This window comes from Rhodococcus ruber (assembly GCF_016804345.1).
GTDB lineage: Bacteria > Actinomycetota > Actinomycetes > Mycobacteriales > Mycobacteriaceae > Rhodococcus > Rhodococcus ruber.
The window spans coordinates 71591-87737 of sequence record NZ_CP044212.1; the positions used below are offsets into that span (position 1 = coordinate 71591).

13 protein-coding genes and 1 pseudogene are annotated in these 16147 nt (G+C 68.6%); 6 read left to right on the top strand and 8 right to left on the bottom strand.

The features are described 5' to 3' along the window. Positions 1-392: 392 nt before the first annotated feature. The gene (locus F1734_RS25555) at positions 393-704 is read right to left on the bottom strand and encodes a hypothetical protein (RefSeq protein WP_029547269.1); all 312 of its coding nucleotides are present in this window, start codon (positions 702-704) and stop codon (positions 393-395) included. 141 nt (positions 705-845) lie between these two features. Continuing rightward, complete coding sequence (locus F1734_RS25560) at positions 846-1367, bottom strand: hypothetical protein (protein WP_029547268.1); 522 nt, start codon at positions 1365-1367, stop codon at positions 846-848. A 445-nt stretch (positions 1368-1812) separates the two neighbouring features. On the opposite strand from F1734_RS25560, the gene F1734_RS25565 reads away from it, so the two are divergent. The 3 genes from F1734_RS25565 to F1734_RS25575 all read left to right on the top strand — a co-directional run bounded on the left by F1734_RS25565 (position 1813) and on the right by F1734_RS25575 (position 4654). After that, positions 1813-2445 (top strand): HNH endonuclease, encoded by a 633-nt coding sequence (locus F1734_RS25565; protein WP_010596907.1) that lies wholly within the window; start codon positions 1813-1815, stop codon positions 2443-2445. A 70-nt stretch (positions 2446-2515) separates the two neighbouring features. Beyond that, positions 2516-3307 carry a MerR family transcriptional regulator gene (locus F1734_RS25570; protein WP_010596908.1) on the top strand — a complete coding sequence of 264 codons (792 nt, stop codon included), beginning with the start codon at positions 2516-2518 and terminating at the stop codon, positions 3305-3307. A 357-nt stretch (positions 3308-3664) separates the two neighbouring features. Further along, positions 3665-4654: an arsenic resistance protein gene (locus F1734_RS25575; protein ID WP_010596909.1), complete on the top strand. Its 990-nt coding sequence runs from the start codon at positions 3665-3667 to the stop codon at positions 4652-4654. A gap of 1120 nt (positions 4655-5774) precedes the next feature. On the opposite strand, the gene F1734_RS25580 is transcribed toward F1734_RS25575, so the two are convergent. Further along, entirely contained in the window at positions 5775-5957 is a 183-nt protein-coding gene (locus F1734_RS25580; RefSeq protein WP_029547267.1) for a hypothetical protein, read from the bottom strand. A gap of 480 nt (positions 5958-6437) precedes the next feature. Here F1734_RS25580 and F1734_RS25585 point away from each other — a divergent pair, with 480 nt between their 5' ends. After that, entirely contained in the window at positions 6438-6797 is a 360-nt protein-coding gene (locus F1734_RS25585) for a hypothetical protein (protein ID WP_029547266.1), read from the top strand. Positions 6798-7695: 898 nt separating this feature from the next. Here the strand turns inward: F1734_RS25585 and F1734_RS25590 are convergent. From F1734_RS25590 to F1734_RS25610, 5 genes and pseudogenes are all read right to left on the bottom strand, one after another. Continuing rightward, complete coding sequence (locus F1734_RS25590) at positions 7696-8766, bottom strand: DUF2637 domain-containing protein (RefSeq protein WP_231386048.1); 1071 nt, start codon at positions 8764-8766, stop codon at positions 7696-7698. 436 nt (positions 8767-9202) lie between these two features. Further along, the gene (locus tag F1734_RS25595) at positions 9203-9985 is read right to left on the bottom strand and encodes a ParA family protein (protein WP_029547263.1); all 783 of its coding nucleotides are present in this window, start codon (positions 9983-9985) and stop codon (positions 9203-9205) included. 931 nt (positions 9986-10916) lie between these two features. Further along, positions 10917-11582 (bottom strand): annotated as a pseudogene (locus F1734_RS25600) (dihydrofolate reductase family protein). A 376-nt stretch (positions 11583-11958) separates the two neighbouring features. Next, positions 11959-13758 carry a hypothetical protein gene (locus F1734_RS25605; RefSeq protein WP_029547262.1) on the bottom strand — a complete coding sequence of 600 codons (1800 nt, stop codon included), beginning with the start codon at positions 13756-13758 and terminating at the stop codon, positions 11959-11961. 285 nt (positions 13759-14043) lie between these two features. Beyond that, positions 14044-14247: a hypothetical protein gene (locus F1734_RS25610; protein WP_029547261.1), complete on the bottom strand. Its 204-nt coding sequence runs from the start codon at positions 14245-14247 to the stop codon at positions 14044-14046. Positions 14248-14509: 262 nt separating this feature from the next. Between F1734_RS25610 and F1734_RS25615 the strand changes: the two genes are divergently transcribed. Next, entirely contained in the window at positions 14510-15016 is a 507-nt protein-coding gene (locus tag F1734_RS25615; RefSeq protein ID WP_029547260.1) for a hypothetical protein, read from the top strand. Next, a complete protein-coding gene (locus tag F1734_RS25620) occupies positions 15013-16140 on the top strand; it encodes a DUF6545 domain-containing protein (protein ID WP_029547259.1) in 1128 nt (375 codons plus the stop codon). Before F1734_RS25615 ends, F1734_RS25620 begins: the two co-directional genes overlap by 4 nt. Positions 16141-16147: the final 7 nt, after the last annotated feature.

A 16147-nucleotide genomic window follows, 5' to 3' on the forward strand; every position in this document is an offset into this window, starting at 1 on the left:
GTACCGTTTCGTACGTAACATGATACGTACGAAACGATTGGGGTCGAGCAGCTCGATACGTGGGCGGGTGGGTGATGTCGGTTCTCAGTGCATCTGGCGGGTTTCTCGTGTACGTGGCACGGCGTTGGCGCCGGCTTCTCATCCGATCTGGCGGAAGCGGCGGAACCGCAGGTCGGTACATCGTGGACGAAGCAGATCGGCGCGGTGCCCGCCAAGAATCCGCCAGATCGGATGAGAAGGAGTTGATGGCGGCATGACTGACGCAAGTGGCGCACCGCAGGTCAAGCCAGGTCTGCACCGCCAGATACCTGGCGAACTGACAGGTGACACCTGTCCTTTCCCCTCGCGGGCCCGCGGCGGTGGTCGCCGCCCCTCGGCCTCGCGGGGACAAGTCAGCACGCCGGGTCGAGGCCGCCCAGGCCGGGCACGCAGTCGTCGACCGCGGCCGCGATGGTGGCCTGGTGTTCGTAGTCGTCGATCCACTCGAGGACTCCGTCCGGGCTGTCGGGCCCGGCGCTCAGGCCGATCCGGAAGCGGGTGTCGATGCGCAGACGCAGGTAGGGCGACGGGTGGCCGGTCCGGTGGGTGGCGGCCGTGATGCGGCGCAACGCGGCGGCGCCGGCGATGACGGCGTCGACTTCGGTGGCGGCGGTGCCGGATTCCTGCGCGACGGCCGGATCGCAGGTGACGGTCCAGGTGTGCACGAGCGGGCCCTTTCTTCGGGTCGGTGCGACCTTTCGGTGGATGCCAGTGTGTCCGGCTACCTCGGCCCCGACCGGGGCGGAGACGGGCAGCGGGCCCGGTCCTGTGGAGAACCGGGCCCGCTGTGGACAACTCCCCTCGAGTCACCGGCGCCCGTCGAGAGCGAGGGCCTTGTCGTCGGCCGGGAGCAGCACCGACCGGGCCACAGCCGCGGTGCGGGCGAGCTCGGCGGTGAAGGCGCGGTGACCGGCCCGGTCGAAGAACCGGAAGACCAGCGGTCCGGTCTCGACGTCGACCCAGTGGATGTGTCGGCGACGCTGCGGATCGAACGCCCCGCCGGGGGTGATCTTCGACGGCGGCACCGTCGACCAGTGCACCGTCACCACATGCTCGTCGGTGGCGAAGCGGTCCGGGCGCAGCAGGAACTGTTCGGGCAGCACCGTCGTCGCCCCGTCGGTGACCGGGCGCCGCAGCACCGCCACCAGGCCGCGGACGACGGCCGGGTCGGTGAAGACCATCCGCACCGCGCCGATGGTGGCGAACACCGCCGCGCTCGCGGTCAGCGCGCTGGTCACATCCAGCCGCACCTGCTGCGACGCTCCGGCGATCATGATCGTGGTGCGGGTGGTCGAGCTCGGAAAGCTCGGGGTCTGCGGCGCGGTCATGGCGACCTTCCTGCTGGAGGTGAGAACCGGCGCGGGTCCGCCCGTTCTTTTGCCCTTCTGGCAGGGAGAATGTGGACCGGCATGAGGGCCGCGGAGTGCAACCTCTGGGACGGAAAAATCTCGCCGGAGCGCAGCGGAGGAGAGAATTTTCCGGGCCGTCAGGCCGCGCAGCGCCCAGGGGTTGCGCGCAGCGGACCGCCGGTCACCATCGGAGGCCAGAAGGGCAAAATCAGGCTCGTCGACAGGGCGGAGCGCAGCGGAGCTCGATTCGGTGTCTCGAGATTCGTGGCCAAATCTCCTCTGGGATGGCCACTCGATGGCCAATTGGGTGAGATTGTCTCGGCGTGGCCGTGTGGTGGGGCCGCGTAGCGCGGTGGATGATCTTCCGAGGCTGGGGAGATGCTGCGTTGCGCCTCGTGTCGAGGCAGTAGTCGATACTTCCCGTATGGATGTCGATGCCGAGCCGACGAGTTGGCCGGACGATCCCGTTGATCAATTCGCCGCAGTCGTCGAGTTGCTGGTCCGCGGCGAGAACGACCGTGCGCGGGCGGCGGTTCCAGCGTTGGATCTCGAGGAGATCGAAGCGGTCCGCAGGAAGCGATCAGCCGAGGTCGCGGCATGTCGGGTAGTGGTGCCGACGCGCACGGCGCCGGCGATCAAGCGGCGGACAATGGAACGGGAAAAGCTCGCGGTGTTTGCGCGTGATCGGTGGACGTGTCGGTTTTGCGGATCCCGCACCCTCGATCTCCGGGTGCTGAAGCTTGTTTCGCGCGCCTTCCCAGCGGAATTTCCGTATCACTCGAAGTGGAAGTTCGATCATTCGCACCTGATCTACTGGACCCACTCCAGCAGCCTCGAGCACGTCGTCCCGATCGCCCGCGGTGGCGCCGACGAGTCCAGCAACTTCGTTACCACGTGCTACGCGTGCAACGATGCCCGCAGCCATTACCTCCTCGATGAACTCGGCTGGGCACTTCGCGAGCCCGCATCCTCCACCTGGCGTGGACTCACCGAGTACCTACCCGCCCTGAAGGCCGCAGTGACTGCGAAGCCCTCCCTCCCCTCTGACGATCGGTGACCGGACAGCAGCGGATTCCTTGCCGTTCGCGCTTGACCTTCGAGTCGACTCGAAGGTTTACCGTCGTCTCGTGAGCACTTATCGGATCTCGCAGCTGGCGGAAATCTCCGAGGTTCCGGCCACGACGTTGCGGTTCTACGAGACCGCCGGCCTGTTGTCCGCCGAGCGGACCGCATCGGGTTACCGGGTCTACGGCGACGAGGCGGTGGAACGGTTGGCGTTCATCTCCTCGGCCAAGCACCTCGGCCTGCCGCTGGAGGAGATCCGGGATCTGCTCGAGGTCTGGGAGCAGGGAGTCTGTGCCTCGGTGCGTCAGCGGATGCTTCCGCTGGTCACCGATCGGATCACCGACGCCGACAACAGAATTGCGGAACTGACGGCATTCTCGGCGTACCTGGCCGGTGTCCGCGCCGACCTGTCGGAGCCGGCACCGGACGGGGCCTGCGGGCCGGACTGCGGCTGCCTCACCGCCGCATCCGCATCCACCACCGCGGCGCCGGTATCGGCGCCGGTATCACCGACACTCGAACGCCGGCCCGAGCCGACACCGGATCGCTCCTGGCGGGACGCCCCGGTGGCCTGCACCCTCAGCGGCGACGAATACGACGAGCGGGCCCGGCAATGGCGGCATGTGCTGGCCTCGGCCACCGGCCGCGAGGAGATCGACGGCGGGATGCGTGTGCGGTTCCCGTCCGGCCCCGACCTGGTCGCCGAGGTGGCGCGCCTGGCCGCCGCCGAACAGGGCTGCTGCGCCTTCTTCGACTTCACCCTGCACCTGACTCCCGACGCGCTCGCACTGACTGTGCGCGCCCCCGAGACCGCCCACGCCCTACTGACCGAACTGTTCGGAGCGAACGCATGACCTCACCCCAGCGTCCAGGATCTGCCCGGTGGCAGGCGATGGGGATGGGCGCCGCGGTCGGCGCCTGCGCGGGGTGCTGCGCAGGACCGGTACTCACCGTCCTCGGGGGCCTCGCTGTTCTGGGCGTGGTGGGTGCGGTGTGGATCCCCGTACTGATCGTCGCCGCGCTCGTCGCCGCGCCGCCACCTCCTGCGCGGGGACGACGACGGTGGACCTTCGGAGGCCCTCGGTGGGCGGCGGCGCAGGTGCGCGCACCATTTCCGAACCACGATGACCCGCCGGGCACCCGGTGGGCGAGAATTCAGTGCGCCCACGCAGACCGGTCGGCGCGGGGCACACGATCGGGGAGTCGGATAAGTGGCGCAGCCGCAGGGCGTTGTCGAACGCATGGAACACCACCAGGTGGCGATCTACCTCGCGGCGATGGTCGCGGGCGCGGGGCTCGGCTGGGCCGTCCCGGCAGCAGGCCCGGGCCTCGAGCACGCGATCAACCCGGTACTCGGTGCCCTTCTGTACGTGACATTCCTGCAGGTCCCCGCCGCCGAACTGGTGCGGTCGCTGCGCGATGCCCGGTTCCTGTCGGCCACGATGGTCGTGAATTTCGTGGTGGTGCCACTCGTGGTGGCGGCCATGTTCACGTTCCTGCCCGCCGATCAGGCCGTGCGGGTCGGGGTGTTGCTGGTGTTGCTGTGCCCGTGTGTGGACTACGTGATCGTCTTCAGCGGCCTCGCCGGCGGCAGCAGCCGACGGCTCCTGGCCGCGACCCCCCTGTTGCTGATCACCCAGATGATCTTGTTGCCGCTGTTCCTGGTCCTCTTCATGGGTTCGGACTTGTCCGACATCGTCGAGACCGGCCCATTCGTGGAAGCGTTCGTGGTGCTGATCGTCATCCCCCTGACGCTGGCGTGGGCGACACAGTTCTGGTCCGGTCGGGCAGCGGTAGGCCGGAAGGTGTCCGCCGCGGCGACGTCGCTCATGGTGCCGTTGATGGCGGCCACCCTCCTGGTCGTGGTCGCCTCCCAGATACCGAAGCTGGACGGCAACTTCGCCGACGTGGTCGCGGTGGTGCCGTTCTACGCGGCGTTCCTCGTGGTGATGGCGTTCGCCGGATGGGCGATCGCCCGGCTGTTCCGCCTGGATGTCCCGTCGGGGCGGGCCGTGGTGTTCACCGGTGCCACCCGCAACTCCCTGGTCGTGCTGCCGCTGGCCTTGGCCCTGCCCGACCCGCTCGCGGTTGCTGCGGTCGTAGTGGTCACCCAAACGCTCGTCGAAGTCGTCGGGATGGTCATCTACGTGCGCATGGTCCCGCGCCTCGTCCGGGACGACCGCACCGCCGTGTCCGCCTGACTCGCTGTCAATTGTCCCTGGCACTCGGCCGCAACAGATCCCGGTGAGGCAACCATGACCGGCACGTTCCGAAAGCCGGTCCGTGACCGGAACTCGCTGAGCTGGCCCTTCCCGTTTGCCCGTCCAGGTGATGATTCTGCTTTCGGGGCCTCAATCGAGGCACTCCGAACGCTCGGGAGCGCGCTGCCTGCAAACTCCGCACAAACGCCCCGGAACCATAGGACACGGCCAGCTGGCGGGAGCGAAACTGTCCTCTGAAGAAATGCCACCACGTTGAGACAGGTCGCGGTGGCCATACCGTGAGACCCAAGATGAACGCGCAGATCGCAGCGTCTCGAAATCTCATCGGCAGCGAGACCCTACATCGATTCGGCGTGCGCCGCAGGCGCACCACCGGCCGCGCCCGAGGTCGACGACACCCCTGTCGGCGGAGCGTGCCGGTGCGCGCAGCGGGATCGCGGTCGCAGCTGCCCCGTGCGCACCCGCCCGGCCGCCCCCGTAGTCCCTCCGGCGTGGGGGCGGGCAGTGGTCGTGCCGGCGGCGCAGCCGGCCGACCCTCTCCCCTGCGCTGTGCCGGTGCCGCTGGGGTGTGCCGACCGGTGACGGCCCGGCGGCAGGTCTCGTTCACCCGGGCGGGGCGGCCTCAGCCGACGGAGGCCGGACTGCACGACCGGGCACCCTCTGAGGACATGTGCAGCGGGGCTGGGGATCCCGGGATCCGGTGGGGGCGCGCACGACCGGGAGGCCTCCGCCCTCCCGCGTTATAGCGCTACAACGCCCGAATCGGTGCCGAGGCGGCAGCGGTCCGCCGGCCGCTACCTCGAAAGGACAGGCCGGAGCCACGTTCCGGCGCACCGCCGACTGGGCAGCGTGCGGCGGCGGCCCGACCCGGCCCGGAGATCTTTGTCCAACGACCGGGGCGTGGTGCACGTGCGGGCTGCGCCGTGCAGCGAGTGGCAGTACTCGCGGCGTTCTCCGAGCGGCGCGGACCCGGTCCCTTCGGTGGGGCGGCACACGCCCGGTTCCGCTGCGGACGGCGGTGCGCGTACCGACGTCGTCTACGGCCCCGCTGGGCGTCGGCGGAGGGCCGCCCCAAGGGGGGCCCCGATCCGGCCGGGGGTTACAGGTCGAACAGGGAGAACTGAGCGGCCTGGGCCTGGGTTTCGGTGTCGCGGCGGTGTCGGTCGGCCATGGCGCGGGCGAGGTCTTCGGTGCAGCCGAGTTCGGTGGCGACCTCGCTCCAGTCGCGGCCGTCGTGGCGCAGCTGCCACGCCCACTGGTGCAGCTGTTCGTCCATCTCCATGCCGGGCGCCCCCTCGATGACCCGGGGGCGCTCTCGCCCCTCAACTCGCGAGCTGCCGCGACCGTAACCGGGGCGGCACAGGTTCTCGGGTAGGCGCGCCGAGAAGGCTCCGGGCCAGGTGGGAGGAGCCGTGCGTGGCCGTGCCGACAGAACCACCAGGGCGCAGCGGGCCTCGGCGGAAGCCGGTCCGGACCGGGTAGGTCGCCGACCACCGGCGGATACGGGGGCAGGAGGGGCCGCGGTGATCGGCGACGGGATCGGCGACAATGCCGTGGGCCGGATACCGGAGGAAGAAGGTGTGATGCCAACCGTGGAGATCTTCGTCGACGAGGCGAAGACGAAGGACTATCTGATCTGCGCGGTGGTGGTGCCTTCCGAGGATTTGGCTGCGGCGCGCAAGACGATGCGGGCGCTCGAGGCCGCACAACCGCCGGCCGGCTGCACCGCCGCGACGAGCGCCCGGAGAACCGGCGGCGGATCGTGGCCGCCTTCGCCCGCACACCCCCGATCCGGCAGGCTCACCTGTTCACCGCGCCGATCGCCGGCCGCCCGCACCGTCAGGTCCCAGGCCGGCCGCTGGCCGCGTTGGCGGTGCACAGCGCCGAGCTCGGGGCGCGCCGCATCCTGGTCGAATCGTGTGCCCAGGACAGGCAGGATCTCGTGGCGCTCACCGGTGCCCTCGCCCACATCGGGGCGCCCCCGACGGTGCGGGCGATGGTGGACCGTCCGCACGCGCACGAGTTGCTGTGGGCCGCGGACCTGATCGCCTACGCCTACACCGCCGGCGGGCAGCTGCGGCGCGCGATCGACTCGCTGGTCACCGCGGCTCGGGTGCCGTAGACAAGCGCAAAGGCCGGGCGACCACGCACAACGTGCGGGCTCCCGGCCTCACTTTCCTGACTCTTCGCCAGGACACCCTCAACGATAGCGGGCTACTCCCCTCGCCGTCGAGCACCATGCCTTCGGCACGAACCCCAAGAACCAGACCAGACCGGACCGGACCGTCACCGTGACACCGGCCGCCACCGCCACATGACGCGGACCCCGCGGGATACTCGACCGGCCGGGCACCACCGTCCCGCCCACCGCCTTCACCGGGGTCACCACCTCCCCGGGGAGGCCGGTGCCCCGGCGGCGGGGGGTGAAGCGCCGGGGCACGCGGGCCCGCACGTTGGAGGGGACCGTGCGCGACCTGGCGACAATACACAGAACCCACGCCCCACGGAACCAACGCCGCCTCACACGCCGGGGCGGGATGTCGGACCGGCGTCGTACGCTGCCCGGTGAGCGCCCCGGCACCCAACGCCCCGGGGCGTTCGCTTGTGTCAGGACCACCGCACTCCCGGCCGCGGCGGGCCGACATGGGGCGGTGAGCCGATGGTGACCTCGCAGGTGCGGCACGTCCAGGTGCGGTGACCGCCGGCGCCGGGGGTGCAGTCGCACGGAATCCATCCCACCAGAACGGTGTTCCGTGTGAGCCGGTGCCCCGCCGGGCATCTCGCCGGTGCGCGCTCATGCAGGGCCACATCCATGATGGTCGCACCACTTTGCCGCCAATGGGAACAAGTGTTCGAACAGCTCTGCTAGAGTGGGACTCGACGCCAGGACGGCGGGGGAAGCGCCGTCCTGGCGTCACTGTTTTCTCCGCCCTCCACTCCGCGCGCCTCGCCGGGCCACGGTTCGTTCGATGCTCCGGGCACCCACCCGCACGGCCTGGTGTGAAGCCCCGGGCGCCTGGTCACACCGACACCAGTTGCTCCTCGCGTGCGGTGACCGCGTCGAGCGGAAGCGGCACCACCGGCGGAATCTCGAAGCCTTCGGCGTACGCGGCGTTCTTGAAGCGCTGCCAGCGCCGGCACACCGTGGACGGGGACGGGGTGTCCTCCAGCTCGACGGCCACCTGCGCATAGGTCAGCTGCGGGCGGTCCAGCAGGATCGCCGCGACCTCCTTCTCCTCACTGCGCAGCGTGCACCCGGCCAGGAACTCGCGCAGGCCGTCGACCGTCTGCGGATAGCCGCCGGACGTCGGCGCGAGAGTCTGCTCGGGCGGTGCCTCGACAGGAGCCGGGGCCTGCACGACGGCCTCCCCCGGTGCCTCCTCGCCGTGGCGCCCGGTGCCTTGCGGCTCCCCAGTTGCAGGCTCGGCGGCAACAATGGAGGCCTCGGGGCGCACGCGTGCACCGGGGTACTGCACGTCGGGCCCGACGGGTGCATCCCCAGGGTGGTCGTGCACCTCGGATGCATGGTGTGCGCTCGCGTCTTGATCCTGGTGGGTCGTCAGGCGCGCGTGGTGCACCGCCTCGTGGTAGCGGCCGCGTTCGACGGCCAGCGCCCGCACGATCGTGGTGAACAGATGCAACAGCGCCAGGAACAGCAGCGGCACGATCATCGCAATGCAGGCGGCGATGGCAGCCGGTTGCGGCTGGTACCCGACATCGACACCGGCCGCGGCCTGCGCGTGCCGCTGCCCGGCCAGCCGGAAGGCGTGGTAGCCGTTGCCGGCCACGCTGAGCAGGACCGTGCCCGTGGCCAGGGCCTTGCAGTACCGGCGGGCACCGCGGAACTCGTCGTCGGTCCCCAGTGCAACGAGAGCCAGGGCGGCGGCGGCCTGTGCAACATCGAGTGCCACCGGCGCCATCCAGGCCAGTTCCGGGCGCACACCGATTTCCAGGGTGAGCTGACGCAACGCATCGAACGACAGGGTGAACGCCAGCGCTGCAAGCACGAGCGTCATCGCTGCAACAGCACCGAGGGCCGTGGTCTTCGAGTGCAATCGTCGGCGTGCACTCTGCACGAGATCGTCCTTCATGGCGAAGTTGTTCTTCCTTTAAGAGTGCCGTTGCGGTTGGGTCTTGTGGGCAGCGCAAACCAGCTTGACCACAGTGCACTTAAGCATGCGAGCAACGCAGTGCATGCAAGGCATGCTTTGCGTGCATGCAGTGGTCACAGTCCGTGCTTGTCTAGGTATTCCTCAAGGGCCTTGTCGGTAAGCGACGCCTCACTGATCGTCCGATCCCCGGTTTCGTAGCGGAGCTTGTCCACTCCCCTGCGAAGCCGCGCTTTGAGGCTGGGCCGGATCCGCGTGTTGTGAGTCATGGTGAGACCTTCTGGCCCCTGCTCCCCCACGGTGACGGTCGACGCCGGCACCGCGGGAGATGGAATGGGTGCAATCTCCGACCGGAGCGGCCGCTCCGGGAGGTCTTCGGCGGGGTGAGTCTTGCGGATCGCTGGTTGCCGTTGAGCCGTCACTGTGTGCCTCCGGAAAGAATCGCGAGTTCGGTAAGGAGATCGCTGTATGCGGTCTGGAGGGAAAGAGCGCGTCCGCCACGGAACTGATGGATGGGCTGACGGAGGCTGTGGGCGTCCTGGCGGGCCGCCAACTCCGGGATGATCGTGCGAGCGACGAGATCGCCGTAGCTGTCCCGAAGTTCCTGCTCGCGAAAGATATGTTCCCCAGTGTTGCGGCGCCGACTGAGGACTACCTTGTCGAAAGCCAGCTTCGGGTTTGCGCGTTTGCGGACGGTGCGAATGGTTTCGTCGAGTTTCTCAACGCCTTGCACGCTGTCGATTGTCGGCTCGGTGACGGCCACTACCCCGTCCGCGGCGATGAGGACCGCGAACAGCACTTTGCCGAGACTGGGTGCGCAGTCGAACAGAACGATGTCGTAGGGGCTTAGGTCCAGACCCTCGAAGGCGATGTCCAGGCGGAACACGAGATCGTTCGATCCGTCCGATTCGATCTTGCCCAGTTCTTCGTCTGCCGGGATGAGGTCGACGCCTTCCCACTCTGTGGCAACAACGGCGTCCGCGGCACTTCCTTCGGCCGTGCGGTTCATCAGGTGATAAGTGGTAAGCATGCCTGCATCGACGGTGACGCCAAGGCCGTTGGTTGCGTTGCCCTGCGAGTCGGCGTCGATGACCAAGACTTTGCCACCTTTGGCGGACACCGCACTTGCGAGCCCGAGGGCCGTTGCGGTCTTCCCTACGCCGCCTTTCTGGTTGGCGACAGCGATTTTGCGCGGTTGCATTGCAAGCCTTTCGGTCAGTGCAAGAAGTGCGTGTCATGCACGTCGTGCGGTGCAGACGTGCCTTGCACAGTTTGCACGTGCAACACGGCATGCGCCTCGTGCACACGCCGCACGTTATGCAAACTTCGCGTCACACGCAATGCGTGCACTGCATGCACGCCTTGCTCTGCGTGCTACGCGAGCACAGCACGCATCGCACGACCGCAGTGCTCGGCCTGCACTGCCTGGAGGCGTTCCTCGCATAGAACTGCAACCGTCGCATGCAACGCATCGTTTGCCTGCAAGGCGCGGCTTGCAGGCATCACTTGCAACGGGTGCACCCTATGCGGGGCATGCGTTGCGTGCATGCCCCGCATGCTTTCAGCTCTGTGCACGCGACCCTATGCACGCAAGTCCACGAAGGGAGCGCGATCCGGCGGGGCCACCGAAGGGGCAGGCAGTGGCGTGTCATGCACGTCGTGCGGTGCAGACGTGCCTTGCACAGTTTGCACGTGCAACACGGCATGCGCCTCGTGCACACGCCGCACGTTATGCAAACTTCGCGTCACACGCAATGCGTGCACTGCATGCACGCCTTGCTCTGCGTGCTACGCGAGCACAGCACGCATCGCACGACCGCAGTGCTCGGCCTGCACTGCCTGGAGGCGTTCCTCGCATAGAACTGCAACCGTCGCATGCAACGCATCGTTTGCCTGCAAGGCGCGGCTTGCAGGCATCACTTGCAACGGGTGCACCCTATGCGGGGCATGCGTTGCGTGCATGCCCCGCATGCTTTCAGCTCTGTGCACGCGACCCTATGCACGCAAGTCCACGAAGGGAGCGCGATCCGGCGGGGCCACCGAAGGGGCAGAGCCACCTTGCAGCCGTCACGCCGCGGTGTAGCCGGGAGATAGGCCAGGAATGCATGAACGCCGCCCCTGGCGGGGCGGTCTCAGCCGTCGCCTCCAGCACCGCGGTCGGGTGCGCTCATGTCCCCGTGCCGGGTATGCCGTCGGCGAGCGCGTAGCGCAGGTACACGGTGCCCGTCGGGCCGGCTACCGGCGGTGCGAGGAGAGTGAGATTGGTGGGCACCGCGCCGGCGTCGAACACCTTCTTCCCGACGCCGAGCACGATCGGGTGCACCCACAGATCGAGCCGGTCGAAGAGTTTCTCGCGCAGCAGGGTCTGGACCAGGTCCAGGCTCCCGACGACCTTGATGTGCTCGTGCCGGTCCCGGATCTCGCGCACCGCACCGGCCAGATCGGGGCCGAGCTGTGTGGATCCGGACCAGGAGAGGTCGGGCCGTCCGCGGGAGGCCACGTACTTCGGGACGCTGTTGAAGAGCGTGGCGATGTCGTGGTCCGCGCCGCCGTGCTGGTGCGGCCAGTAGACGGCGAAGATGTCGTAGGTCCGGCGGCCGAGCAGCAGGGCGTCGGTGCCGTCGTAGACGGCCCCGATCTGCGCGCCAGTGACCTCGTCGAGTAGGGGTGCCTGCCAGCCGCCGAACGGGAAGTCCACTGCGTCTTCGTCGGGGGCCGCCGGGCGCTTGCCCGACGAGGTCGAGGGGTGGCGAGCAGTTTGATCTGGATTCGATGTGGAGCAGGCTTACGGCTCGGATCCCCACGAAGTGGGTTGCTTCGGTTGCAGAGATAGATCTGCGGGCGGGGGCAGACTCATCGCTGCAACGACCTCTTGCTTCGTGGACCTCTTGCTTCGTGCGTGTCACCGCCTTGCGCGGTGCATCATTTACCCCTCCCACGGTCGGGTCCTTGCGCTGTTCACGCCCCAGGCCGGGACGGCGCATCGGCACGTAGTCGTAATTGCCCGGCGACCACTGTCACCGCAAGTCACCGGCGCGATCTGCGGCTTGGCAATCCGTGACTGGGCCTGCGATCGTTCTAGTCCTGGAATCGGGAGTCTCCGCTGCGCTCATCCTCGCTCAGATCGCCGAAGTGGACGCATACCGATATCACGAAGTAGATGACTGAGGGTGTTCAAGCCGCCTCATTGCATTGACCTGACTCCGTCGGGGGAGTCCCGACCAGGGAGAATAAGCGAGTGACCACGGCTCGCGCCGCGCGATAGTCGGCGCGGCCGGTGTCGGTCACCGGGAATCGGCCGTATCGCAGCCGAGCGGGAGCGTCGATCGGCAGGGCGATGGTCAGTGAGACCGTGCGGGGTACGCCGGTCTTCTTGCCGCGGCGGCAGCGCCATTCCTGCTCTTCGAGCCACCACCGGTGCAGCTCCCGATCGAAAAGATGACGTCGGACCCGCTGCGCTCCGACACCGGCGGCCCCGACACGATCAGCCGCGTCATCGAGTTTCTCTCGGAGAGCGGGGATATCGGCTCGCACATCGGTAGGCACACCCAATCGGGCGAGGGTGGACAGGGTCCGCATCACGGTGGCGAGGCTGTAGCCGGTCAGGGCAGCCACCTCGACGGGATTTCTGCCCGCTCCGGAAATAAGGGGTTTCCCCGAAATCGCGGCCCAGTGGATACGAGCGGCTGCCCCACCCAGCCCGGACCGATGCGCCCAGAGATCGTGCGTGTGGTGCGCCAGCAGGGCAAAGGAATGCCCCGGAGCGGGGGCGGGTTCCCCTTGTGTTGCAGCAGGTAGCGCGGCGGCCGGGGCGGGGAGTTCGAGTTGCCAGGTGGCGGCGCGGGTTCCGCTGCCGGTGCGGACACACCGCACCCAGGATTCGTGGGCCAGCACCCGCAACCGCCGGGAGACGGTGGAGGCGTCGACGGCGGCGGCCTGGGCGAGTCGGCGGCAGTCGATGTCGACGGTGCGGGTGCGGGCGGTGCGGGCGAGCGCGAGGAGGGCGTAGAGGATGCGTTCGTCGCTGGCGCCGCCGGGGCGGGCCCAGTGCGCCGGGTCGGCTCCGATGGCGGCCTCGATGCGGTCGAGTTCGTCGTCGATCGGTGCCCGCGTGGTCGGGGGAGCGGGGGCGAAGCCGGCGGCGGTGTCCAGGGCGCGGCGCCATTGCCGGTCGGTGTCGTCGCGGCCGCGGGCGCGGTCCTCGCGCAGCCGGACCAGTCCCGGTGCGGTGGCCGCGGCCGCCCGGGCGTCGGCGAGGGTGTGGCCGGCGCGGGCCATGCCCAGGAAGATGCTGTGCACGATCGCCGAACGGTCCGCTCCGGGTGCCGGAACCGCGGCCAGCAGGGCCCGGGTGGTGTCGGTGAGCGGACGGCGCGGCCGGTCCAGGCGGGGATTGGACGTCGGATCGACGATGCACACCGCCGCGGGGGCGCGGCGGGGGGCCGGGGCGGGGGAGTGGGGGTGCCGGGCGAGCAACCAGTCTACCACCTCCGGGGCGGTTTCGGTGTCGAGACGGACGAGGGCGGAATCGAGGGCGGCGCCGTGCAGGTGGGGCCGGGACTGCCCGCCGCGGCGGTGCGGGGCCCCGGGGGGGCGGACGGCGCCGGTGGCGGGGTTCGTCAACGGGGCGGTGTCGAGGCTGGGGTAGTGCTGGCGCAGGGCGTGGGCGAGGCGACGCACCTCGTCGGCGCCGGCGCCCGGCGCGGCGAGGCGCAGCCAGAGGTGCTGCCCGCCGGTGGGCCCGGACCGGGCGCGCAGGTGCGGAACCCCCAGCTCCGCCAGCTGCGCGGCCAACCGGTCGGCATCGGCGCGGGCGACCTCGGGGCCGTGGCGTCCGCTGTCGAGGTCGAACGCCAGCAGGCGGTAGCGATGGTCCGCGCCGGCCAGGTAGATCGCCCACGGAAATCCGGGCGCCTGGCCGGGCACGGCCATCGTGGTGGCGTACGTGTGGGTGCGATCCGGGTCGATCCGCACCCGGGCACGCGGCGACCAGCGGCGTGTGCACACGTCGAAAAGGTGACGATTCGGTGCGGTGTCACCGGTGAAAGTGGCGACACGCGCAGCGATCGTTGGCTCTGATTCAGGGCGCGATGTACCCTGAGACCTGTCCGGCAAGACAGTCCCTTCGGGGAAGCAGTACGAGAGCTGAGTTTGGCCGCTTAGCTCTCACCAACTTTGAGGACCCTCAGCCCCGCACGGCTGGGGGTTTTCTCATGTGGTCTGCGTGTTGCTTATGAAGTTGCTGAAGCCACTTGTGAACTACGCAGACATACGAACCTCCTCCTCGCGGTGGCGCTGAAGCTCGCGGACGAGTAGATGGTGGCCGGTGGTCACTGCAAGCAGGTCCGCGACGTACTGGCTGATCGATTCGACTCCAGCAGCTCGGCGGCCCTCCTCGAGGGCTTCGTAGACTTCGTCCGGGACGCGGGTGACCACGCGGGTACGGGCACCCTTGCTAGCCATTCCCACTGCAGTTCTCCCTCCACCGTTCAACCTGTGCCAACATGGCCGGTCGGCCCGAGCCGAGGCGATGCCCTGACCATCTTGTGACAGGTGAGGCGTAAAGCATGTCCGACACGCCCACGCCTCGACCGCCAACTCGGATTCTTTCATACTATTCGCCTCTTCTTTGCCTTTGTTTAGTGATACCTGGCGAGAGTATGGCCTGGGTTATGCTCCGGAGGTTCCGCCATCTGGCAGGGGAGGCCTGAAGGGGAGGTAGCGAGTGCTGAGACGTGGGGGCGATCGACGCGAACGGATCGCGCAGATCCTCGATCGGGTGCCGCTTGAGCCGCCGTGGACGGTCGCGGAGTTCCTCAGCTGGCTGGAAGAGGACACCGGGAAGGCGGTGGAGTTGGAGCCGTGGCCAGGGCTGTCGACGGATCTGCAGACCCGATGCGGGCTGCTCTTCGGTGGCCCGACACGTTACGTCATCCGGTATGACCCGGCTCGCTCGGTTCGTCATCAGCGTCAGCAGATCTTTCACGAGGTCGGCCATGTGCTCGGTCAGCACCCGGGAGAGCCGTTCCGCCCGACGGAAAGTGCCCTGACCGAAGGGCTGAGCTTGGAGGGAATCGAGTACATGATGCGGCGTTCGACCTTCGACTCTCCGACCGAGGCGGAAGCCGAATTGCTCGGCACGCACCTGGCGGTGCTCAGTCGCGGCCCGATCGACCTGGACAGTCACGGTGATCTGCATCGGATCGCCGGCGTCTTCGCCCCGCTGCGATGAGCGCTCTGCTGCATCAGGAGGCGACCTCCGCGCTGCCGGAGTGGGCAAGCATCCCCATGATGGGCTTCCTCGCCCTGGTCATCGTGGCCCGGGCTCTGTTCGTCTCCGAACGTCAGCTCGACCAGCAGATCACCTGGTTGCTGGTGTGGTGGCTGGGTGCCTCGCTGCTCCGAGACGGTGCGGTGCAGACCATCCTGCTGGGGGTCACACCCCTGACCTTGTCGGATATTCGCCTACTCACCCACGGTTTCGCCATGCTCGGGGCGGCCGCGATCTTCCTCATCGTCCTGGCCTACCGCAAGGTGCGGAAGATTCCGCGGCGCACGATCGTCGGGTGCTACGCGCTGATCGTGGGGTGGATGCTGGTGATGGCCTGGCTCAGTGCGCCGGCGCGCTCGACGGGTGTGGCCATCGAGGAGCTGCGCTCGGTGCGGACCGTGACGTACATGGCGATCTACGCGGCCCAGATGCCGCTTGCGGTGGCGGCGGTGGCGTACGCGTGCCTACGCATCCTCCGCGACGGTGAGCAGAACCGGTCCACTCGGCTGTGGGCAGGACTGATCCTGTGCACCGGCGGCGTGTCGGCCTTCGATCATCTGACGCGATTCGCCAACGCCGTGTTGATGTCCGCGGAGGTGACCAACGGGTTCACCGACTGGCGCAGCCACTCCAACGATGTGCTCTTCTTGCCGACCGCGTGCGTGCTGGCGGCCGTCGTCGCCGCTCCGGTGTGCGCGGCGGTACGGGCGAAACTGCGCAACGATCCGTCGTCGGTGGCCGTGCTGACGTTGACGCCCATGTGGCAGGACCTGTCGACCGCGTTACCGGCCATGTCGATCGAATCGACGGGGCTGCTGCCGAACAGTGTCGATCGCGAGCACCGGATGCGGATCGAGTGCGAGGACGCGGTGTTCACCCTTCTGCCGTACATGACCGAGCAGGAGCGGCGGGACGAGGCCACCCCGACACAGCGGTGCGCCGCGATCGTCAACGCGCTCGAGCGGCGCAGAGCCGGGGCAGCGGAATCCCGCGTGGCCACGCCACGGTGGCTTGCCGACGAAGACGAGCTGCTGCGCATCGCGCAAGCATGGACCAAGCGCCCGGCCGAAGCCGTGAGCGTGTGACAAGGGG